This is a genomic window from Empedobacter tilapiae (assembly GCF_004785645.1).
In the GTDB taxonomy this organism is placed as follows: Bacteria; Bacteroidota; Bacteroidia; order Flavobacteriales; family Weeksellaceae; genus Empedobacter; species Empedobacter tilapiae.
This window is the reverse complement of the sequence record NZ_SRPE01000002.1, coordinates 323,710-343,461: the sequence shown is the minus strand read 5'-3', so window position 1 is coordinate 343,461 and position 19,752 is coordinate 323,710. Positions and strand designations below refer to the sequence as shown.

Genomic DNA, 19,752 nt, shown 5'->3' with positions numbered 1-19,752 from the left:
ATAAATTACTCATTAACAAAATTTTTGTTTTAATAAAACTCACCATCTATATAAAACCATTTACCATTTTCTTGCACAAATGTAGAAAGTTCATCATGTTCATAGATTTCGCCTTGTCTATCTTGGTAATAAGCTCTAAATCTTACTTTATTATCTTTAGCAAAAACAATTTCTAACTTCAACCATTTATTCGATTTTGCCCAATCTTCGATATCGCTAAAATCATTATCTTTTCGCGTAGAAGAATGTGTTGTATCAACTAAATATTCAGGCAAAACCATTGCAAAAGCAGTATAACGAGAACGCATCAATTCTTCGGGAGTTTTTGGCAATTCTTTATTCAAATGAAAAGGTTCGCAACAATTTTTATATTCTTTTCCAGAACAACAAGGACAATTCATTTTATTCTTTATTTTTTACAAAGATACTGTTTACTTGTCTCTGTGATAATGATAATGATCCTGAATCACCACTTGAATAAAATCAATATTCCCTAAACCATCACTTTTCACTTCCATTATTTCCTCCAGTTTTCGCGTTAATTTTAGTAGAATATCATAATTATTATTGTGCAATGCTGACGTAAAGTTTTCTTTTACAATATTAATATCACGATCAGATAATCGATAAACTTCGGGAAAACGAATTTTATAAGTTTCAGAAACTTCAGCAAAAATGGTTTGTGATAAATCTAATTTCGGATTCAAATCAATCAAACATGTATTCGCCACAATATCGCCTAAACGTTGTCCATTTTTATTAACAATCATCGTTATCAACGCGATAAGTCCAGTAAATAAAAACAATTCTACAATTCCAATCACCCAACGTAAGAAATAATCGAAATTATTAGCGCGGTTTCCATCCATTCGTATCACACGAATCTTCATGATCCATTTTCCTACAGTTTGCCCTTTCATCAAAATCTCTAAGATCAACGGATAAAGTAAAAATATAAAACCTATTATACTATAAATTCCCATTCGAAACCATTCGTCTCTGTTCGGAATAAACTCCGAAAAATAAGACATACCGTAGACTAATACGATTCGTATAATCATATCGATAATATAAGCCAGTAGACGTTTTCCGAGTGGCGCAATATTATAAGCAATTTGCACGTTTTGTGGTGTATTGACTAAAAGTTTATTCATATATTTGGTTCACTAACAACTACTCTACTATGAGAGAAGCGCATTTTATTGATAAAAATAAGGCGAAATGGTCTGATATTGAACATAATTTGAAAAATAAAATTGATGTTCATCCAGATATTTTAGCAAAAAACTACATCGAAATTACAAATGATTTGGCGTTTGCTCAAACTTATTACCCAAAAAGTAAGACAAAAGATTATTTGAACGAGCTAGCTTTATTTGCGCATCAGTCAATTTACAAAGATCAACGAACTTCTGGAAATCAATTTGTACAGTTTTTCAAAGAAGATGTGCCAAATGTAGTCTACAAAAATCACAAAATGTTGTTGTATTCATTCCTGATTTTTGCCTTAGCGGTTTTAATTGGTGTTTTATCATCGCATTTCGATCCAGATTTTACACGATTAATTTTAGGAAATCAATACGTAGACGAAACGTTAATGAACATCAAAAAAGGCGATCCTGCAGCAATTTATAAATCAGGAAGTCAGACGGGAAGCACATTAGCAATTACAATCAATAATATTCGAGTTGCTTTTTTGGCTTTTACATTGGGCTTGTTTTTCAGTATTGGTTCGGGATATATTCTATTTTCGAACGGGATTATGTTAGGCGCATTTCATTATATGTTTTTCAAAGAAGGCGTTTTGGGAAAGGCAATGTCAGCAATTTGGATGCATGGAACAATCGAAATATCGGTGATTATTATTGCAGGAGCTTGCGGTTTGATGTTAGGAAATGGCTTTATGTTTCCAAAAACTTTATCGCGAAAAAAATCACTCACAATCAAAGCAAAAGAAGCAGTTATGATTTTATTAAGCACTGTTCCAATGTTTATTATAGCTGGATTTATCGAAGGTTTTATTACGCGTTTATATGATGTAAATATTGCATTGAGTTTATCGGTTATAATCCTTTCATTAATCTTAATTATTTGGTATTATATCATTTATCCGATTCAAAAAAATAGACAAAAAACTTTTTCGTTCAATCAAACTTTAGGATCGAATGAAACAATTTAGATTATTTTTTACATTAACATTAGTATTGATTCAATTCGTTGTTTTCGCACAAGAAAAAACGGAAGAATTTCAAGTATTCAAAGAAAAATATACTGGAAAAGAATTTAATTACGAAGATGTTCCAAAACCTAAAAAAGAATTCGAACCTGGTTTTTTCTCAAAAATAATCGAAGGGATTTTTAGATTTCTTTCTTATTTACCTTGGGAAATCATTTTCTATTTTGTGATTGGATTATTTTTAATTTTTCTTGCCACACGTATTTATAAAAATGGAGGAATTCTTAAACGAAATTCGAAAAAATTATATAACGAATCGGATTTTGATTTTATCGAAGAAAATTTAGCAGAAGTCAATTTAAACTCTTTAATCAATAAAGCAGAAACGGAGCAAAACTTTGCTTTAGCAATTCGTTATTTGCATTATCAAAATCTACAAAATTTAGATAAAAAAGGTTGGATTGAATGGGATCCAAAGAAAACAAATCAGCAATTTATCAATCAAATTGAAGACAAAAAATCAAAAATTTTATTCAATCAAAATACTAAAATTTTTAATCAAGTTTGGTTTGGAGAATTTAAAATTGATGAAAATCAATACCACGAATTCAAGACAAATTTCAATCAATTTAATCAATATTTAGCTTCATGAAAAAGAAATTAGGTATTCTATTAGGCATGGTTTTATTGGTCGGAATTTTTGTATTTTCTTTCTCAAAACTTCGTTATAAACTTCCTAAATCATGGGATGTTAGCCTTTATCAAAATAGTAAAGATCCGTACGGATTATTTATTATGCACGAAGAACTTGGAAATTTATCCAATGGAAAAATGAAAGATTTGGAAAAACTTTCTGAATTAAAAATTGATCCTAAAAAAGCTAAAGATTATGCAGTTGTTGTGCTTGGTTCTGAGATTTATTTTGATACAGTTTCTAAAAATTTATTGAGCAAAATTGCCGAAAATGGTGGAATTGTAATGATTGCAGATTATTATGACAATTTTGGTGATGATACAAATGGAAAAGAAGACATTAACGACGAAACATATTCTACAGATACAATAACAGCTGATTCTAAGGAATCTGAAGAGAATATGTTGTACAATCAGACTATAAATATTAATGATAATTTCGAGCTTAGAACAAATAAATTGTTCAAAATAAATAAGAAAAAAGAAATCGAACATCACTATTTTAGTGAGATTACGAGTGATTCTGAAATTCTTGGAACAATTACTTATAAAGATAAAGCTTATCCAAATTATTTAAAAATCAAACCAAAAGATTACAAAGGTTATTATTTGTATCATGCAGAACCGCTTTATTTTACCAATTACTATTTATTAAATGAAGACAGTTATTTCTATGTAAAATCGGTTTTAGAACCATTAAAAGGGAAAACTATTTTTTGGTACAATACCTCGAAAACTTATGCAGGAAGTTCGTCAATGATGCGTTTCATAATGGGCGAACCAGCTCTAAAAGCTGCTTGGATAACACTATTGGTTTTACTTTTCTTCTTTTTAATTTTTAGAAGTAAACGTGAGCAACGTATCATTCCAATTTATGCCAAAGAAGAAAATCATACAGTCGAATTTGCTAAGACAATTTCTTCTTTATACCAAGAAAATGGAGAAGTAAAAGACATTGTTTCAAAGAAAATCGATTATTTTTTATACAAATTAAGAAAAACATTTTTAATCGAAACAGACGATATTACGAATAAACAATTCATTGAAATTGTTGCACAAAAAGCAAATTTGAGCCAAGAAGAATGTCTTGAAAAATTCACGATTCTGAAAAATATTTATCAAAAAAATCAACCAAATGAACACGATTTGAAAACTGTGTATCAAATCATCGAAAACTATAAACAAAAAGCAAATATCTAATGAGCGAAAATACATATCAACCATTCGAAAATAGAGTCGTTTTTTCGGATGTACAACATAAAATGCAAGCCGTAAAAAATGAATTGAAAAAGGTTATTGTCGGACAAGATGATATTATCGATCAATTGATTTTAGCTTTGCTTTCTAATGGACATTCTCTGATAGAAGGTTTACCTGGAGTTGCCAAAACAATGATGGCAAAATTGTTAGCAAAAACGATCGATTCTGGTTTTAGTAGAATTCAGTTTACGCCAGATTTAATGCCTTCTGATGTGATTGGAACATCTATTTTAAATTCTAAAATCAATGAATTTGAGTTCAAAAAAGGACCAATTTTTTCAAATATTATTTTGATTGATGAGATTAACCGTTCGCCTGCAAAAACTCAAGCAGCTTTATTCGAATCGATGTCAGAAAGACAAGTGACGGTTGATGGGACAACTTATCCTTTGCAAGCTCCTTTTCTAGTTTTTGCAACTCAAAATCCGATTGAACAAGAAGGAACGTATCGTTTGCCAGAAGCGCAATTGGATCGTTTTATGTTTAAGATTTATATCAAATATCCTTCCTTAGAAAGTGAAATTGAGTTATTGAAAGAACAGCAAGAACGCAAAAATATCGACAAAGAATCATTGATAGAAAAAGTAATTTCAGGAAATGAAATTATAGAATTCCAAAATCGCATAAAATCGGTTTTCGTACACGAAGCGCTAATTACGTATATCGCAACAATTGTTCATCAAACCAGAATCGATCAAACCTTATATATGGGCGCATCGCCACGTGCTTCTATCGCAATTTTAGATGCTGCAAAATCTAATGCAGCAGTGAATGGACGTGATTTTGTGATTCCAGAAGATATCAAACAAATTGCACATACAATTTTGGGACACCGCGTTGTGATGGTTCCTGAAAAAGAGATGGAAGGTTTTACAACAGAACATATTATTCAGCAAATTATTGATCGCGTAGAAATTCCACGTTAATGAAATTTTTCAGAAGCTTATTTCTTACCAATCGCTTTTTTTATGCGGGATTATTGATTGCATTTTGTTATGTAATCGCATTTTTTCTACCTCCTATTTACATTATTGCAAAGATTTTGACACTTGTCTTTATCGTTAGTATTATTGTCGAAATATTTTTGGTTTATATTCCTAAAACTTCCATTGAAGTTCTTCGAAATTATCCAGAACGATTATCAAATGGTGATGAAAATGAATTGGAACTTTTTGTAACAAATCATTATCAATTTCCGCTGAATGTAAAGATTATAGAAGAGTTTCCTGTTCAATTACAATTAAGAGATTTTCAGTTTAGAAAACGATTTAAAAGTGGTCAAAATACTAAATTTGATTTTAAAATTCGACCAACAGAGCGAGGTTCGTATAAATTTGGATTAACAAATGTATTTATTTCTGTTTTTGGATTGATTGAGAAAAAAATTAAAATAAACGAACCAATTTCGATTGCGTGTTATCCTTCTTATTTGCAATTAAAACAATTTCAACTGTATTCTACCGCTCATTTACAGAATCAATTTGGAATGAAAAGAATTCGAAAAATTGGAACAAATACAGAATTTGAAAATATAAAAAATTATACGATTGGTGACGAATATCGTTTAATCAATTGGAAAGCAACGGCAAAAGCAAATCGATTGATGGTCAATCAATTTCAGGAAGAAAAATCGCAGCCTGTTTATTCGTTAATTGATTTGGGAAGAACGATGCGAATGCCTTTTGATGGTTTAAAATTGTTGGATTATTCAATCAATTCTAGTTTAGTTGTTGCAAATATTTCACTTCAAAAAAATGAAAAAGCAGGTTTAATTACGTTTAATAAAAGAATTCAAGATCATGTTGTTGCGGATAGAAAAAATCATCAAATGCAATTGATTTTGGAGATATTATACAATGTACAAACTGATTTTTTTGAAAGTGATTTTGGACAATTATATGCTTATATCAAACGAAAATTAACGCAACGATCGCTTTTATTTATTTACACCAATTTCGAGACAATTGATGGTTTGGAACGTCAATTACCTTATCTAAAATTGATTAAAAAATCGCATGTTGTGGTTTTGATTCTTTTTAAAAATTCGGAATTGAAAAAGTTAAATCATCAGAAAGCAAATACTACAACTGATATTTATGATCAAACAATTGCTGAAAAATTTAATTATGACAAAGAATTAATCATAAACCGTTTGCATCAAATCGGAATTTTAACCATTTATTGCGAGCCACAAGAATTATCTATTAACCTTATCAATAAGTATTTAGAAATAAAGGCACGTGGTTTGTTTTAAGAAAATATCTTTTAACCAAATTTTTAGAAAAAAAAGCATAATTATTGCTAAAAATATTGTCTAATCTAAATAACTTATGAAAAAAATATTCCAAATCTTTTGTTTAATTGTAACAACAGGTCTTTATGCACAAGTAAACTTTATTGACAATAATACTCCTTCTACAAAACGAATAATTCTTTTAGATGCTGGACATGGAGGTACAGATACTGGTGTTAAAAAAGATGAATTTCAGGAAAAAGATATTGCGCTGAAAATTGCAACTATTATTCAAGAAAAAAATCCTTTTGCAGATGTTGATTTTGTTTTATTGAGAAAAGGTGATGAACAAATTATCAATACAAGTCGTGCAAAAATGATTAACGAAATTAAACCAGATTTAGTTTTGTCAATTCATGCAAATTATAATGTAAAAGATTCTAAAAAAGGAACAGAAATTCATCTTTCTCCATTGAATCCTACTTTTGAGGAATCGAAAATACTTGGCGAAAAAATTGGAAAAAGTATAAGTACTTTAGGTTTTGAAAATTTAGGAATTGTTGAAACAAATTCGAAAATATTACGAGATTCACAAGTTCCAATTATTATGATTGAAATCGGTTATTTGACAAATGACGATGACCGAAAAATCTTAACAAACGAAAGTAATTACCCTAAAATAGCAGATAAAATTTTTGAAGCATTGAAAAATTAGACATAAAAAAATCTCAGAGCAAAATGCTCTGAGATTTTTTGTTTTTTCTCTATTTACCTCCACTCCTATTTGCTTCTTCTGCATTAGAAGTTTGACGTTTACTCACATTGATTTTTGAATTACCAAATTTATATGAAACCGAAAAACGTATTGATTGCGAATCATAATATTGTCTAAACGATTGCGGAATATTTTGCACATTTGTCGACAATGTTGAAAGATCTGTTTTAAAAATATCATACGCCATCAACGACAACGTTAATTTCTTATCCATCGCTAAATATTTAAAGCCTATATCTAACGAAGAACTTGAACTATAATCAAATTCTCTGTTTTTTCCTTTTGGTACAAATGTATAATTAACTTGTGCTGTAAACGTTTTTTTAGTATTTAAATTCAAGTTATTATAAACCGAAAAATTCGCTCCATTTCCTGTATATTCTTTATCTAGCACATCAATTTCATTGATTGATTTATTAAATCCAAAATTAAATTCAAGATTAGATTCCCACCATTTATAAGGTTTTAAAGTTGATGACAAACTAATTCCATAATTAGACATTTTATAATAATTTAATCGCTTAAATATTTGTGTTTGCGTCAATTCACCATCCAACTCTTGCTCTTGATGAAAGGCAATTTGACCAAAACCATCTTGTATATTTTGATAATAAACTTTTGCTTGTAAATAATCTTTGAATCCATAACTTAACTCGAAATTATACACAAAAGCTGGTTGAATAAAAGGGTTTCCTTCTGTATAAGAAATAGGATTACTGTACCATTTATTTGGATTTAATTCCCAAAAAGCTGGTCGTTGAATTCTTCGCCCAAAATTAAAATTGAACGAATGATCTTCTGTTGGCTGATATTGAATATAAAATGTTGGAAATAATTTGAAATATTCTTTCTCCGTAATAGTATTTGTGGTAATCGAGTTGGCTTTAGATTGCATAAATTCTCCTCTAAGTCCAATTTTTGTTGACCATTTATCTGATAATTTTCGTTGATACGATAAATACAAACTTTCTACATTCTCGGTATAATTAAAATGATCATTTTGCGTCATCAAATTCTCGTTGGTATTGATATCTGTAAAAACTGAATTCAATTTATAATCAGATTCTGTAGAACTTACTTTTGAACCAAATTCCCACGTTCCTTTTTTGTATGGGAAATAAAAATCAATTTTCCCCGAAATATTCTGAATATCCTTATCATTTAGATTATTTGCTAAAATTGTTTTGCGCTCTTTCTTGAAATACATATCCGAAATAAAATCATTTCCATTAGCTCCTGTATTCGACATATAATCTAAATCAACAGAAAATTTCTTTCCAATTGTATCAAACTTGTGAGTAAAATTCAAATTAAAATTATAGTTATCTCCATCTCCCTTTGTACGAGAATTAGTAGAAAAATCTTTGATAATCTGCTCATTTTGATTACTAATTGTTTTCGTTTTTTCTCTCTTTGCCGAAAAATCATGCCCTCCGTTAAATTGAATTCCAACTGTATTCTTATCATTTATCTTATAACTTAAAGTTGTTAAAGCAGATAAACCTCTATACATATTTTTATTTCTTACCTTTTGATTCCAATGTTCAGTTGGATAATCATAATTCATATCGTTTGTGTAGATATTATTTCCTGTATAATGTGACAAATCTACTAAAGCAGAAAATTTATCTTTAGAGTATGAAAAATTAATTCCATTATTCAATATCCCATAAATACCTTGCGTATACGAACTTCTCAACGTTGTACTCCACGCATTTTGCTTTGCTTCTTTCAATACAATATTGATTAATCCACTATTTCCCTCAGCTTCATATTTTGCAGGAGGATTTGTTATCACTTCAATCTTTTTGATATTTGCAGATGGAATACTTTTGAGATAATTTGTTAAATCATTTCCACTCATCTGAACTATTCTATCATTCACCAAAACATTCACCGTACTCTTTCCAACAATAGAAATTTGATCATCCTTAATTTTGACAGAAGGTGTATTTTTCAAAGCATCTAAAGCATCTCTACCTATTGCCGCAATGGAATTTTCGACGTTAAAAACCAAACGGTCAACTAATCGTTCATACGTCTTCGCTTTTCCTTGCACCAAAACTTCCTTCAAGCCTAATTGTTGACTCGTTATCGCAATATTTCCTACATCCAAATCATTGTATACAGCTATTTTTCGTTGTTCTACAACTTTTCCCATTTCTTCTATTAATAATTCGACTTCTCCTTTTGGAGTTTTAATAAGAAAAGTTCCATCTGTATTTGTTGTAATAAAATCTATAATAGAATCATTTTGAATAATAGAAACATCTAAAAATTCGACAGGTTGATTTTCCTGATTGACAATTTTTCCTTTTATAGAATATTGAGCAGATAAAAAATTCTGGAGTAAAAAAAGCGTTAGAATGGATACGTAAAATTTCATTTGTGTTAATTTTTATACCTTATAGACGCTTGAGTAGTTAAAATGTTACATCTTTTTTTAGTCTAAAATGTAATTTTTTATAAATAATTGATTATGTTTATATTAATTAAATCATTACGATTATTATGAAAAAGAAACTATATCTATTTGCTATTACAAGTTTATTCGCAACATCTACCATGTTTGCACAAACTGCTAAAACTTTTGTCATAGATGCTGGACATGGCGGTTTTGATAAAGGTTCAAATAATGGAAATATTGTAGAAAGTGAATATTCTTTAGAGTTGGCTCAAAAAATTCAACAATTAGCTAAAAAGAAAAATATCAATGTTATTTTAACAAGAGATAGAAATGATAATTTAGATTTACAATCTCGTGTTAATAAAATGCATGAATTGAATCCTGAATTAGTTATTTCTTTGCATTTGAATAGCTCTTCGAATAAGGAACTAAAAGGATCTGAAGTTTTTATCAATAAAGATAATACTGATCCTCATACAGAGAAAATTGGAGCTGAATTAGCACAATTAGTTAGCATGAATTCTATCGAAAACAGAGGTTTGAAAAAAGCTAATTTTAAAATATTAAGAGATTCTAAAAAGCCAACTTTTCTCATCGAATTAGGTTTCGCTAGCAATCCTACTGATGCCGAAACTTTGAAAAGCACTTTTCATAAAAATCAATTAGCAGAAAAAATTGTACAATTTTTAGAGAATTATCAATCGATATAAAACGAAAAAAAGGACTTCAATAGAAGTCCTTTTCTATATTTATTTGCAAATTGTTTTAATCACAATTTCCGTCTACATCACAAGAAGCACCATTTTGTGGTTGATCCAAATGATCTTTTTCGTAAGCTTGCGTCAAAGCAGAAACAAAATATTCGACAGGTTGAGCACCAGAAAGTGCATATTTACGGTCAATTACGAAAAATGGAACGCCAGAAACACCAATATTACGTGCATCTAAAATATCCGAAGCAACTTCAAAAACATTTGCATCAGAATTTAGCATTTCAAGAACTTCGGTTTTGTTCAAACCAATTTCTTCTCCCAATTCAGCCAAAACTTCATAATTAGCTACATTTTTACCTTCTGTAAAATATGCTTTAAAAAGTCTTTCTTCTGCCTCCGAACCTTTTCCATTTGCTTGCGCAAAATGAATCAATCGATGAGCATCACCTGTATTGACAACTTTAGAATTTTGTTGTTGAAAATCAATTCCAACAGCTTTTCCCATCTCAGCCAATTGATTATTCATTGCCGAAACTTGTTCTTCCGAAATTCCTTTTGCTTCGATTAAATAATCATTCACAGAAGTAATTTCAGTTTTAGATAAATCAGGATTTAACTGAAAACTTTTCCATTCAACCTGTATTTTATCTTGATAAGGAATTTGCATTAAAGCTTGTTCAAAATGTTTTTTTCCGATGTAACAGAATGGACACATTACATCCGACCAGATTTCAATTTTCATATGGAAATTTTTGGTGTAAAAGTTTGTAAAAATACGTTATTTATTTTAATGAATTCGGTTAATTTTCGGTTAATTTAATCTTCAAAAATTATTAACAAAATCTTGAAAAATAATCGTGCTAAATTGAGTTTAAAATTTGTTTAAGACAAGGTTTAAATTACCTTTGCAGTGAACCAAGAAAAGATGATTAGTTTCATTTTTATTCCAAATCAAATAACGAACAAACAATATGTCAACACACGTAGTAGTCGGTCTTCAATGGGGTGACGAGGGAAAAGGAAAAATTACAGATGTATTAGCCGAAAAATCGGATTATGTTGTACGCTACCAAGGTGGTAACAACGCAGGTCACACGGTTTATGTAGGTGATGATAAATTTGTCTTACACTTATTACCTTCTGGAGTTTTACAATGCAAAGGAAAATGTATTATTGCGAATGGTGTCGTAGTAAATCCTGAAGCTTTTTTTGCAGAAACTGAACAATTAGAAGCAAAAGGTTATTCTACAGATCACGTTTTTATCTCGAGAAGAGCGCATATAATTATGCCTTATCACATTTTGTTAGACGAATATCGTGAAGAATTTGCAGGAAAAGATAGTCAAATTGGTACAACAAAACGCGGAATTGGTCCTTGTTATGAGGATAAAGTAGCTCGTGTTGGTATTCGTGCAATTGATTTATTAAATCCTGAAGTTTTAGCAGAAAAAATCAAAGAAAATTTAGTGGTTAAAAATGCTTTATTCGAAAAATTATTCAATAAAGAGCCATTAAAATTCGAAGATATTTACGAAAAATATTTAGCATACGGAGAGCGTTTGAAAGAACGTATCATGGATTCTGAATTAGAAATCAATCACGCGATTGACGAAGGTAAAAATGTATTATTCGAAGGTGCACAAGCATTAATGTTAGACATCGATTTTGGTACATATCCATTCGTTACATCATCTTCTCCTACAACTGGTGGAGTTTGTGTTGGTGCAGGAGTTCCTCCTACAAAATTGAAAAATTTGATCGGAGTTTCGAAAGCATATTGTACACGCGTTGGTAACGGCCCTTTCCCAACAGAATTGGACAACGAATTAGGAGAACAAATTCGTCAAGTTGGTCACGAATTCGGAGCATCAACAGGTCGTCCACGTCGCACAGGTTGGTTAGATTTAGTAGCGTTGAAACACGCTTGTATGATTAATGGAATTACACATTTAGTAATTACTAAATTAGATGTAATGTCGAATATTGATACAGTAAAAGTTTGTACAGGTTACAAAACGGAAGACGGAAAAATCATTGATTATTTCACTTCTTCTACAACTAAATTAGCTGATTACGAAGCGCAATACGACGAATTACCAGGATGGAAAGAAGATATTACAAATGTAAAATCTTTTGATGAGTTACCGCAAACAGCGCAAGACTACATCCACTACATTGAGAAATACTTAGGAATCGAAGTTTATTTAGTTTCGGTTGGCCCAGAGCGTTCTCAAAACATTATTAGAACAACTTTATTTTAATAAATTAAATAGTATAGCCTGACTTTTGTTGGGCTATAACTTTATGAGATATTTTTATGAATGAAATTTTAGAACGATTAAAACAATTGAATTTAGATATAGATTCTATCGTCCCAATAAAAGGTGGTGATATTAATGATGCTTTTCGATTAGAATCGTTTGATAAAAAATATTTTTTAAAGGTAAATTCCGCAAACAACTTTCCTCATCTTTTCAAGAAAGAAGCACGTGCTTTAGAAGCTATTAAAAAGACCAAAACATTTTCGGTTCCGAAAGTGGTAAATGTTGGTGAAGCTGGAAAAGATTTTCAATATTTATTATTAGAATGGATGGAAACCTCTACTCCAACTGTTGTAAATTGGGAAAACTTAGGAAAAAATTTAGCAAAACTTCATCAAAATACAAGTAAACAATTTGGTTGGTCAGAAGATAATTACATTGCTATTGTCGTTCAACCGAATAGTTTAACGGATTCTTGGAGCGAATTTTATGCAAAAAATCGCATCATGCCAATGATGAAACTACTGCAAAACAAACAATTAATCAATTCAAAACAAATAAAATCTGCAGAGAATTTATGTAAACAATTGAATTCGATATTTCCAGAAGAAAAGCCAGCTTTATTGCATGGAGATTTTTGGAACGGAAATATTTTAGCCAATAAAAAAGGTGAATTCTCGGTTATAGATCCTGCAATTTATTATGGTCATCGCGAAATGGATTTGGCTATTGCAAAGCTTTTTGGAGGATTTGATGATGTATTTTTTGATGCTTATCACGAAAATAGTCCTTTAGCACCAAATTTTGAAGAGCGTTTACCGATTGCACAATTATTTCCATTGCTGATACACGCTTACCTTTTCGAAGGTTATTATGTGAAAGATGTGCAAACCATTTTGAAAAAATTTTAAAAAACAAAACAAACAAATACAATGAACAAGTATCAAAATCCTTTAGAATCGAGATATTGTAGCGACGAAATGCTATATATCTTTTCTCCTGAGAAAAAATTTACAACATGGAGACAGCTTTGGATTGCTTTAGCAGAAATTGAAAAGGAACTTGGATTAGATATTACAGACGAACAAATTCAAGAGCTGAAAGATAACGCAACTAATATTGATTATGATGTTGCTGCGGCTTACGAAAAGAAGTTTCGTCATGATGTAATGGCTCACGTGCATACGTACGGAGATGTTGCACCAAGCGCAAAAGCGATTATTCACTTAGGTGCAACTTCAGCTTTTGTTGGCGATAACACAGATTTGATTCAGATTCGTGATGGATTTCAACACGTAAAAGGACAATTAATCAATGTGATTGATGGTTTAGCTAAATTTGCACGTCAATACAAAGATTTACCTACTTTAGGATTTACTCATTTCCAACCAGCACAATTAACAACCGTTGGAAAACGTGCAACACTTTGGTTACAATCTGTTTTATTAGATTTAGAAGAATTAGAATTCAGAATAGATACATTACGTTTTCGTGGAGTAAAAGGAACAACTGGTACAGCGGCATCTTTCAAAGAATTATTTGATGGAGATTACCAAAAAGTAAAAACATTAGACAAAAAATTATCTGAACGTTTCGGATTCAAAAATGTTTTTGCAGTTTCAGGACAAACTTACGATCGTAAAATTGATGCACAAGCATTAGAATTATTATCAAACATTGCACAATCTGCTCATAAATTCACAAACGACTTACGTTTATTACAAAATTTAAAAGAGATTGAAGAGCCTTTCGAGAAAAATCAAATTGGATCTTCTGCAATGGCATATAAACGCAATCCTATGCGTTCTGAGCGTATTGCTTCTTTAGCGAAATATGTGATGTCTTTGGCAACTTCTCCAGCAATGGTTGCGTCTACTCAATGGTTCGAAAGAACGTTAGATGATTCTGCCAATAAACGTTTAGCGGTTCCTCAAGCTTTCTTAGCGATTGATGCAATTTTAATCATTTGGAACAATATTTTAGATGGTTTAGTCGTTTATCCTAAAATCATCGAGAAGCATATCGCAGAGGAATTACCATTTATGGCAACTGAATATATCATTATGGAAGGTGTTAAAAATGGTGGAGATCGTCAAGAATTACACGAAATTATTCGTACACACTCTATGGAAGCTGCAAAACAAGTGAAAATGGAAGGAAAATCTAACGATTTGATTGAGCGTATTATTGCTGATGATAATGTAAAAATTGATAAAGAAAAATTAGTCGAATTATTAGATCCAAAAAACTTTACAGGATTTGCTTCTGAACAAACAGAGGAATTCTTAAAAGATTTGGTTGATCCAATTATCGAAGAAAATAAAGCACTTTTAGGCGCTCATACAGACCTTAAAGTGTAAACACGCTTAAGACAAACACATGAAACAAAAAAAGACTTCCGAATTGGAAGTCTTTTTTTAATTTTAACCTTTAATCAATTATAATCAATGAAAAATTTCTTTCTGCTTTTTGCACTTATTTGTTCTTTTCAAGTATTTGGACAAATCAAATATATCACAAATAAAGAATTTACTCTACAAGGAAAAGCCTTTGATAATGCGCCTTTTTATCACAGAATCGATACCAACAAATACGCAAATCTTCCCGAAAAAGTAAAAGGTTTATTTACTGCTTCCGCTGGATTATATGTTACATTTAAATCGAATACATCGCAAATAAAACTAGATTGGACAACTCGTTCTACTTATTTGGGTGCGAATACAACTGGAATTATGGCTCGTGGATTGGATTTGTATATCAAAGAAAACGGAAAGTGGATTTTTGCGGGTGCGGCTTTACCAAATCAGCAAAATATCAAAAGTGAATATGATATTGTCAAGAATTTATCTAAAACAGAAAAGGAATTCATGCTTTATTTACCACTTTGGAACGAAATTACAGACTTAAAAATAGGAATTGATGCTTCTGCTAATTTTATCAATCAACCGATTGCGTATAAAAAGAAAATCGTGGTTTATGGTTCGAGCATTGTACAAGGTGCGTCAGCAAGTCGTCCTGGAATGAATTATCCTTCTATTTTAACGCGAAAAACAGGTTACGAATTCATTAATCTTGGTTTGAGTGGAAATGCTAAAATTGAAATTGAATTAGCTGAAATGATTAAAGATATTCAAGGTGTTGATTTGTTTATCTTGGATTGTGTTCCGAATAGTTCTCCTGAAGAAATCAAAAGTAGAACAATTCCGTTCGTCAAATTACTCCGAAAATATCATCCAAAAACGCCAATCTTGATGGTAGAAAGCTTGATTCGACCAATGAGTAAATTTGATTTAACAGCTCACGAAGATATGACAAGACAAAATCAAACCTATCGCGCACAATACGATGCGTTGACAAAAGATGGTATAAAAGATTTGTATTTATTGAAAGGTGATAATTTAATCGGTTCGGATAATGAAGGTTCTACAGACGGAATTCATCCAAATGATTTAGGTTTTAGCAGATTATCAGAAGCTATTGAGAAAAAAGTAAATGAAATTTTGAGTAAGAAATAGATTAATACTTAACTCCGATTTTACGTAAAATAAAACCTAACAACCAAATTGGTCCGACCAACAAAAATTGTAAATCTTTGAGAAAACTTGGCTTCTTCCCTTCTATTTTGTGTCCGACAAATTGTAAAATCCACGTGATAATAAATACCACCAAATAAACTATCCATGATTTTGTACCGAATTGAAGATTGCACAACGAAATAAAATATTCCATCAGCAGCATTAGAAAAATCATAATTAGACCAACGACAACCGATAATCTAAAATAAAAAATTGAAACAATTACCAACGCAATGATTGAAGCTATACTGATATAACCAAAACTTGGAATATAAAAATGTGGTGTTGGAATGTAGGAAATAAAACCAAGAATCGTCCAAAAGATTAAAGGAACACAAATCCAATGAATGGTTTTGTTTGTCCCATTTTGATGACTTTCTCCATATTCACTAAAAAGTTGTTCTATTTTTCTCATTTTGGATGATTTTATATTAAATATAGGTTGAATTTGGGTTATTATTAAACTTTAAAACCAAAATTATAGTTGTAAATTTATCTCCACTTCAATCAAAAAGTTTAAACTATTATCTTGCACAATGATTATAAAAAAATATATATTTTTCTTTATCAGTATTCTATTTGTAATTCTATCTATTACATTATTAATTATTTCGGAAGAAAAGCAAACAAATATAATAGCGCTTTTATCTCTATTATTTTTTGGTGGAGGAGCTGTTGTATTCTACATTCTAATTAATAGATTTTATGGTAACTCAACTAAAAACATTGCTAATATATTAGGCGCTCTCATTTTTACTATAACTAGCTATTTTATTTTGCCTTTTAATCATCTATTTGATGGATCTAGAAAATACAATCCTACTATTGCTTGGGTAGTTGGAATTATAGGAATATTTTTTTTTGGTTTTGGTTTTTTCAGATTAATTATAAAATTACTAAAAGAGAATGACAGAAATAGAAACTGAACGAATCAATTTATCTTCTTAAAAAAATAGCATATTACACGATTTAGCTATTTACATCATCTAATCAATATGCAACCATCAAACAAGAAGCCTCTCGTTGATCAACGAGAGGCTTCTAATTAGTAAAAAGGAAGCTTCTTTTCAACCAACAAGAAGCTTCCTTTTTACTACACTCTCTTTACCTTCTGAAATTTAGCAACTTTTAACGCTTCAGAAATACGTTTACCTGGTCGGTAATTAATTTTTGCACCTTTAATTAAACTAACATTAAAATCAGTTTCGTAAGTTGCGCCTTCACTACTTAAGCTAGGATAAAAACTGCCTAACTTATCCAAACGTACAATCTTTCCATTTACAATTTGGTTAATAATTACATTTTCTAACGCAATGATAACACCTCGAATATCAGCTTCAGAAAGTGCCGAAAACTTTTCAATTTCTACAGTCAATTCATCAATGCTAATTTCTCCATCGGCTTTTGCGCTTGCATACCATTTTTTTACACCTCCTCCAGCGACACCTGGTTGCGGTTTTTCTACTAAGTTAAATTTTATTGCCATAGCATATTGTTTTAGTTAATTAATTCGTATTAAGATAGTTATTTCTTTATTCATACTCAACAAAACATAAATAGATAATATAAATAGCGAAGCAACTTATCATTTTTTTATCTAAGTAAGATGATTAAAATGATGAAAAACTGAATTAAATTCTGTCCAACAATTCCATTTTATCATTATAGAAGAGGTTTGCAAACTAGATAAAAATAGTTAACATATGACGGAAAACAAATTCAATATTAAAACATTAGTAATAGTTACCAAAATTTGGTAACTTTATTTTATTAAACTTAATAAGAAGTTATGGGACGAAATACATCTGTTTCTTTGGGAGATTATTTTGAAGAATTTGTTGATACAAAAGTCTCTCAAGGTAGATACAAAAATGCAAGTGAGGTTATTAGAGCTGGTTTGAGACTTTTGGAAGAAGAAGAAGATAAAATTCAGTTATTGAAAAATTCAATACAAGAAGGTATAGATAGTGGAATTGCAGAGGATTTTGATGCAAAGAAACACCTCGAAACTTTAAAAGCCAAAATGAAAAATAATGGCTAACTATTTCTTGACAAATAAAGCTGTTGAAGATCTTTCGAAAATATATGAATATACGTTTGAGTTTTGGTCAGAGAATCAAGCGGATAAATATTATGAAGAACTAATCAATTTTTGTCAATTATTAGCCGAAAATCCGATGATTGGAAGAAGTTATAATGAGGTTAATTCTGAACTTTATGGATTTTTAGCCAATCAACATATTATCTTTTATAGAATTCTAACTAAAGATGAAATTGAAATAACAAGAATTCTTGGTGCGGAAATGGATTTGAAAAATCGTATAAAAGAATAAACTTTTTAATTTTCTCACTTCAATTATTTTCACCGCAAAAAATGATTATACGAGAAAGCCAACATCTATATGTTGGCTTTCTCGTATACTTTGGAGCAACGACTCGCGAAAAGAAACACGAAGTGTTGATCTATATTATAAAAATTTTAAGCTTGCATGACAAAAATTGCGGGACGTTTATGAAAATCATACTTTTCGTTTTTCCACTCTTTAATCGATAACGTGCGGATATCTTCATCCTCTAATGTAATGTGACATGCAACGCAAATCTTGGTTTCGGCACGAAGAATTTTCGTTAAATCGTCTACCATTTGATTGTTACGGTATGGCGTTTCCATAAAAATTTGAGCAATTCCAGATTTAGCACTTTCAGCTTCTAAATGGGCTAATTTCTTTTTACGTTCCGTTTTATCAATTGGTAAATAACCATGAAAAGCAAAGTTTTGACCATTCATTCCAGAAGCCATTAACGCCAAAAGAATTGACGATGGCCCAACCAAAGGGACAACCTGAATGCGTTTCTGTTGCGCAACTTTTACCAATTGTGCTCCTGGATCTGCAACCGCAGGCAAACCAGCTTCGGAAATAATTCCCAAGGTTTTATTTTGATCTAATAATTTGATCAAATCTAACATTTCTTCTGGCTCTGTATCTTTGTTTAGAATGTAAATATCTAAATCGGCTTGAACTTTTTCGGGGCAAACTTGTTTGATAAATTTACGTGCAGATTTTTCGTTTTCTACCACAAACGTATCAATTGCTCGAATAACGTCAAGATTGTATAAAGGCAATACTCTACTGTGTTCGCTTTCACCTAAAAGTGAAGGAATCAAATAAACTTTAGCCGTTTTCATTGTATAATTTTAAAGATTGTATTTTTTGATGACTCCGTCTGTGGCTTCATCTAATAATTGATAAACATGCTCGAAAGCATCTTCACCATCGTAGTAAGGATCAGGTACATTTTGCGTTTGCCCTATTCCGTCTTTCAAGATCAATTTAATTTTGCTTTGCTCCTCTTCGTTTCGAGCCAATTTTTGCAAATCGATTAAATTTTGTTCATCCATTGCAAAGATTAGATCAAACTCATCGAAAAAAACTGGATTGAAATGCATCGCACGTTGATCAGAAATATCAACACCATATTTTTTAGCAACCGCAACCGAGCGTCTATCTGGTTGTTCACCAACATGCCAATCGCCCGTACCAGCAGAATCTACCAAATGATTGTCGCCAACCTTTGTTTGTAAAATTCCTTCTGCCAACGGAGAACGACAAATATTACCTAAACAAACCATCAAAATTTTCATTGAAAAAGTATTTATA

22 protein-coding genes are annotated in these 19,752 nt (G+C 30.6%); 14 read left to right on the top strand and 8 right to left on the bottom strand.

Annotated features, from left to right (window positions below; translation table 11 throughout):
* Positions 1–29 precede the first annotated feature (29 nt).
* A complete protein-coding gene (locus E4J94_RS03730) occupies positions 30–401 on the bottom strand; it encodes a YchJ family protein (RefSeq protein WP_135834519.1) in 372 nt (123 codons plus the stop codon).
* A 30-nt stretch (positions 402–431) separates the two neighbouring features.
* The gene (locus E4J94_RS03725; RefSeq protein ID WP_135834518.1) at positions 432–1,154 is read right to left on the bottom strand and encodes an RDD family protein; all 723 of its coding nucleotides are present in this window, start codon (positions 1,152–1,154) and stop codon (positions 432–434) included.
* Between the two features lie 29 nt (positions 1,155–1,183).
* On the opposite strand from E4J94_RS03725, the gene E4J94_RS03720 reads away from it, so the two are divergent.
* From E4J94_RS03720 to E4J94_RS03695, 6 genes are all read left to right on the top strand, one after another.
* Positions 1,184–2,179, top strand: a complete 996-nt coding sequence (locus E4J94_RS03720; RefSeq protein WP_135834517.1) for a stage II sporulation protein M — start codon at positions 1,184–1,186, stop codon at positions 2,177–2,179.
* Positions 2,166–2,828, top strand: coding sequence for a hypothetical protein (locus E4J94_RS03715; RefSeq protein ID WP_135834516.1), 663 nt, complete (start codon positions 2,166–2,168; stop codon positions 2,826–2,828). Before E4J94_RS03720 ends, E4J94_RS03715 begins: the two co-directional genes overlap by 14 nt.
* On the top strand, positions 2,825–4,069 hold the full coding sequence (locus E4J94_RS03710; RefSeq protein WP_135834515.1) for a hypothetical protein: 1,245 nt from the start codon (positions 2,825–2,827) through the stop codon (positions 4,067–4,069). Before E4J94_RS03715 ends, E4J94_RS03710 begins: the two co-directional genes overlap by 4 nt.
* Positions 4,069–5,055 (top strand): AAA family ATPase, encoded by a 987-nt coding sequence (locus E4J94_RS03705; RefSeq protein WP_135834514.1) that lies wholly within the window; start codon positions 4,069–4,071, stop codon positions 5,053–5,055. Before E4J94_RS03710 ends, E4J94_RS03705 begins: the two co-directional genes overlap by 1 nt.
* Positions 5,055–6,383 carry a DUF58 domain-containing protein gene (locus E4J94_RS03700; RefSeq protein WP_135834513.1) on the top strand — a complete coding sequence of 443 codons (1,329 nt, stop codon included), beginning with the start codon at positions 5,055–5,057 and terminating at the stop codon, positions 6,381–6,383. Before E4J94_RS03705 ends, E4J94_RS03700 begins: the two co-directional genes overlap by 1 nt.
* Positions 6,384–6,459: 76 nt before the next feature.
* On the top strand, positions 6,460–7,077 hold the full coding sequence (locus tag E4J94_RS03695) for an N-acetylmuramoyl-L-alanine amidase family protein (RefSeq protein ID WP_135834512.1): 618 nt from the start codon (positions 6,460–6,462) through the stop codon (positions 7,075–7,077).
* Between the two features lie 49 nt (positions 7,078–7,126).
* On the opposite strand, the gene E4J94_RS03690 is transcribed toward E4J94_RS03695, so the two are convergent.
* Positions 7,127–9,523: an outer membrane beta-barrel family protein gene (locus E4J94_RS03690; protein ID WP_135834511.1), complete on the bottom strand. Its 2,397-nt coding sequence runs from the start codon at positions 9,521–9,523 to the stop codon at positions 7,127–7,129.
* A gap of 125 nt (positions 9,524–9,648) precedes the next feature.
* Between E4J94_RS03690 and E4J94_RS03685 the strand changes: the two genes are divergently transcribed.
* Positions 9,649–10,254, top strand: coding sequence for an N-acetylmuramoyl-L-alanine amidase (locus E4J94_RS03685; RefSeq protein WP_135834510.1), 606 nt, complete (start codon positions 9,649–9,651; stop codon positions 10,252–10,254).
* A gap of 55 nt (positions 10,255–10,309) precedes the next feature.
* Here the strand turns inward: E4J94_RS03685 and E4J94_RS03680 are convergent, their stop codons facing one another.
* Positions 10,310–10,999, bottom strand: coding sequence for a DsbA family oxidoreductase (locus E4J94_RS03680; protein WP_135834509.1), 690 nt, complete (start codon positions 10,997–10,999; stop codon positions 10,310–10,312).
* Positions 11,000–11,228: 229 nt separating this feature from the next.
* Here E4J94_RS03680 and E4J94_RS03675 point away from each other — a divergent pair, with 229 nt between their 5' ends.
* From E4J94_RS03675 to E4J94_RS03660, 4 genes are all read left to right on the top strand, one after another.
* Complete coding sequence (locus E4J94_RS03675) at positions 11,229–12,518, top strand: adenylosuccinate synthase (protein WP_038333598.1); 1,290 nt, start codon at positions 11,229–11,231, stop codon at positions 12,516–12,518.
* 56 nt (positions 12,519–12,574) lie between these two features.
* Positions 12,575–13,429 carry a fructosamine kinase family protein gene (locus E4J94_RS03670; RefSeq protein ID WP_135834508.1) on the top strand — a complete coding sequence of 285 codons (855 nt, stop codon included), beginning with the start codon at positions 12,575–12,577 and terminating at the stop codon, positions 13,427–13,429.
* A gap of 21 nt (positions 13,430–13,450) precedes the next feature.
* Positions 13,451–14,878 (top strand): adenylosuccinate lyase, encoded by a 1,428-nt coding sequence (gene purB, locus E4J94_RS03665; protein ID WP_038333596.1) that lies wholly within the window; start codon positions 13,451–13,453, stop codon positions 14,876–14,878.
* A gap of 87 nt (positions 14,879–14,965) precedes the next feature.
* Positions 14,966–16,033, top strand: a complete 1,068-nt coding sequence (locus E4J94_RS03660) for an SGNH/GDSL hydrolase family protein (protein ID WP_135834507.1) — start codon at positions 14,966–14,968, stop codon at positions 16,031–16,033.
* Between the two features lies 1 nt (position 16,034).
* On the opposite strand, the gene E4J94_RS03655 is transcribed toward E4J94_RS03660, so the two are convergent.
* Positions 16,035–16,508 carry an Mpo1 family 2-hydroxy fatty acid dioxygenase gene (locus tag E4J94_RS03655; protein ID WP_135834506.1) on the bottom strand — a complete coding sequence of 158 codons (474 nt, stop codon included), beginning with the start codon at positions 16,506–16,508 and terminating at the stop codon, positions 16,035–16,037.
* A gap of 121 nt (positions 16,509–16,629) precedes the next feature.
* Here E4J94_RS03655 and E4J94_RS03650 point away from each other — a divergent pair, with 121 nt between their 5' ends.
* Positions 16,630–17,019 (top strand): hypothetical protein, encoded by a 390-nt coding sequence (locus E4J94_RS03650; protein WP_135834505.1) that lies wholly within the window; start codon positions 16,630–16,632, stop codon positions 17,017–17,019.
* 167 nt (positions 17,020–17,186) lie between these two features.
* On the opposite strand, the gene E4J94_RS03645 is transcribed toward E4J94_RS03650, so the two are convergent.
* Complete coding sequence (locus tag E4J94_RS03645; RefSeq protein ID WP_135834504.1) at positions 17,187–17,579, bottom strand: HU family DNA-binding protein; 393 nt, start codon at positions 17,577–17,579, stop codon at positions 17,187–17,189.
* Between the two features lie 303 nt (positions 17,580–17,882).
* On the opposite strand from E4J94_RS03645, the gene E4J94_RS03640 reads away from it, so the two are divergent.
* Positions 17,883–18,134: a type II toxin-antitoxin system ParD family antitoxin gene (locus E4J94_RS03640; RefSeq protein ID WP_135834503.1), complete on the top strand. Its 252-nt coding sequence runs from the start codon at positions 17,883–17,885 to the stop codon at positions 18,132–18,134.
* A complete protein-coding gene (locus E4J94_RS03635; RefSeq protein ID WP_135834502.1) occupies positions 18,127–18,426 on the top strand; it encodes a type II toxin-antitoxin system RelE/ParE family toxin in 300 nt (99 codons plus the stop codon). The genes E4J94_RS03640 and E4J94_RS03635 overlap by 8 nt, the downstream gene beginning before the upstream one ends.
* Positions 18,427–18,572: 146 nt before the next feature.
* On the opposite strand, the gene E4J94_RS03630 is transcribed toward E4J94_RS03635, so the two are convergent.
* Together E4J94_RS03630 and E4J94_RS03625 are read right to left on the bottom strand one after the other, a co-directional pair.
* Positions 18,573–19,280 carry an SAM-dependent methyltransferase gene (locus E4J94_RS03630; protein WP_135834501.1) on the bottom strand — a complete coding sequence of 236 codons (708 nt, stop codon included), beginning with the start codon at positions 19,278–19,280 and terminating at the stop codon, positions 18,573–18,575.
* 9 nt (positions 19,281–19,289) lie between these two features.
* Complete coding sequence (locus E4J94_RS03625; RefSeq protein WP_135834500.1) at positions 19,290–19,736, bottom strand: low molecular weight protein-tyrosine-phosphatase; 447 nt, start codon at positions 19,734–19,736, stop codon at positions 19,290–19,292.
* Positions 19,737–19,752 lie beyond the last annotated feature (16 nt).

Coding starts and splice junctions, on each gene's coding strand:
- E4J94_RS03715 (WP_135834516.1), top strand. CDS start 2,166: ATGAAACAATTTAGATTATTTTTTACATTAACATTAGTATTGATTCAA.
- E4J94_RS03690 (WP_135834511.1), bottom strand. CDS start 9,523: ATGAAATTTTACGTATCCATTCTAACGCTTTTTTTACTCCAGAATTTT.
- E4J94_RS03630 (WP_135834501.1), bottom strand. CDS start 19,280: ATGAAAACGGCTAAAGTTTATTTGATTCCTTCACTTTTAGGTGAAAGC.
- E4J94_RS03640 (WP_135834503.1), top strand. CDS start 17,883: ATGGGACGAAATACATCTGTTTCTTTGGGAGATTATTTTGAAGAATTT.
- E4J94_RS03650 (WP_135834505.1), top strand. CDS start 16,630: ATGATTATAAAAAAATATATATTTTTCTTTATCAGTATTCTATTTGTA.
- E4J94_RS03680 (WP_135834509.1), bottom strand. CDS start 10,999: ATGAAAATTGAAATCTGGTCGGATGTAATGTGTCCATTCTGTTACATC.
- E4J94_RS03635 (WP_135834502.1), top strand. CDS start 18,127: ATGGCTAACTATTTCTTGACAAATAAAGCTGTTGAAGATCTTTCGAAA.
- E4J94_RS03695 (WP_135834512.1), top strand. CDS start 6,460: ATGAAAAAAATATTCCAAATCTTTTGTTTAATTGTAACAACAGGTCTT.
- E4J94_RS03685 (WP_135834510.1), top strand. CDS start 9,649: ATGAAAAAGAAACTATATCTATTTGCTATTACAAGTTTATTCGCAACA.
- E4J94_RS03670 (WP_135834508.1), top strand. CDS start 12,575: ATGAATGAAATTTTAGAACGATTAAAACAATTGAATTTAGATATAGAT.
- E4J94_RS03705 (WP_135834514.1), top strand. CDS start 4,069: ATGAGCGAAAATACATATCAACCATTCGAAAATAGAGTCGTTTTTTCG.
- E4J94_RS03700 (WP_135834513.1), top strand. CDS start 5,055: ATGAAATTTTTCAGAAGCTTATTTCTTACCAATCGCTTTTTTTATGCG.
- E4J94_RS03625 (WP_135834500.1), bottom strand. CDS start 19,736: ATGAAAATTTTGATGGTTTGTTTAGGTAATATTTGTCGTTCTCCGTTG.
- E4J94_RS03720 (WP_135834517.1), top strand. CDS start 1,184: ATGAGAGAAGCGCATTTTATTGATAAAAATAAGGCGAAATGGTCTGAT.
- E4J94_RS03675 (WP_038333598.1), top strand. CDS start 11,229: ATGTCAACACACGTAGTAGTCGGTCTTCAATGGGGTGACGAGGGAAAA.
- E4J94_RS03730 (WP_135834519.1), bottom strand. CDS start 401: ATGAATTGTCCTTGTTGTTCTGGAAAAGAATATAAAAATTGTTGCGAA.
- E4J94_RS03655 (WP_135834506.1), bottom strand. CDS start 16,508: ATGAGAAAAATAGAACAACTTTTTAGTGAATATGGAGAAAGTCATCAA.
- E4J94_RS03710 (WP_135834515.1), top strand. CDS start 2,825: ATGAAAAAGAAATTAGGTATTCTATTAGGCATGGTTTTATTGGTCGGA.
- E4J94_RS03725 (WP_135834518.1), bottom strand. CDS start 1,154: ATGAATAAACTTTTAGTCAATACACCACAAAACGTGCAAATTGCTTAT.
- purB (WP_038333596.1), top strand. CDS start 13,451: ATGAACAAGTATCAAAATCCTTTAGAATCGAGATATTGTAGCGACGAA.
- E4J94_RS03645 (WP_135834504.1), bottom strand. CDS start 17,579: ATGGCAATAAAATTTAACTTAGTAGAAAAACCGCAACCAGGTGTCGCT.
- E4J94_RS03660 (WP_135834507.1), top strand. CDS start 14,966: ATGAAAAATTTCTTTCTGCTTTTTGCACTTATTTGTTCTTTTCAAGTA.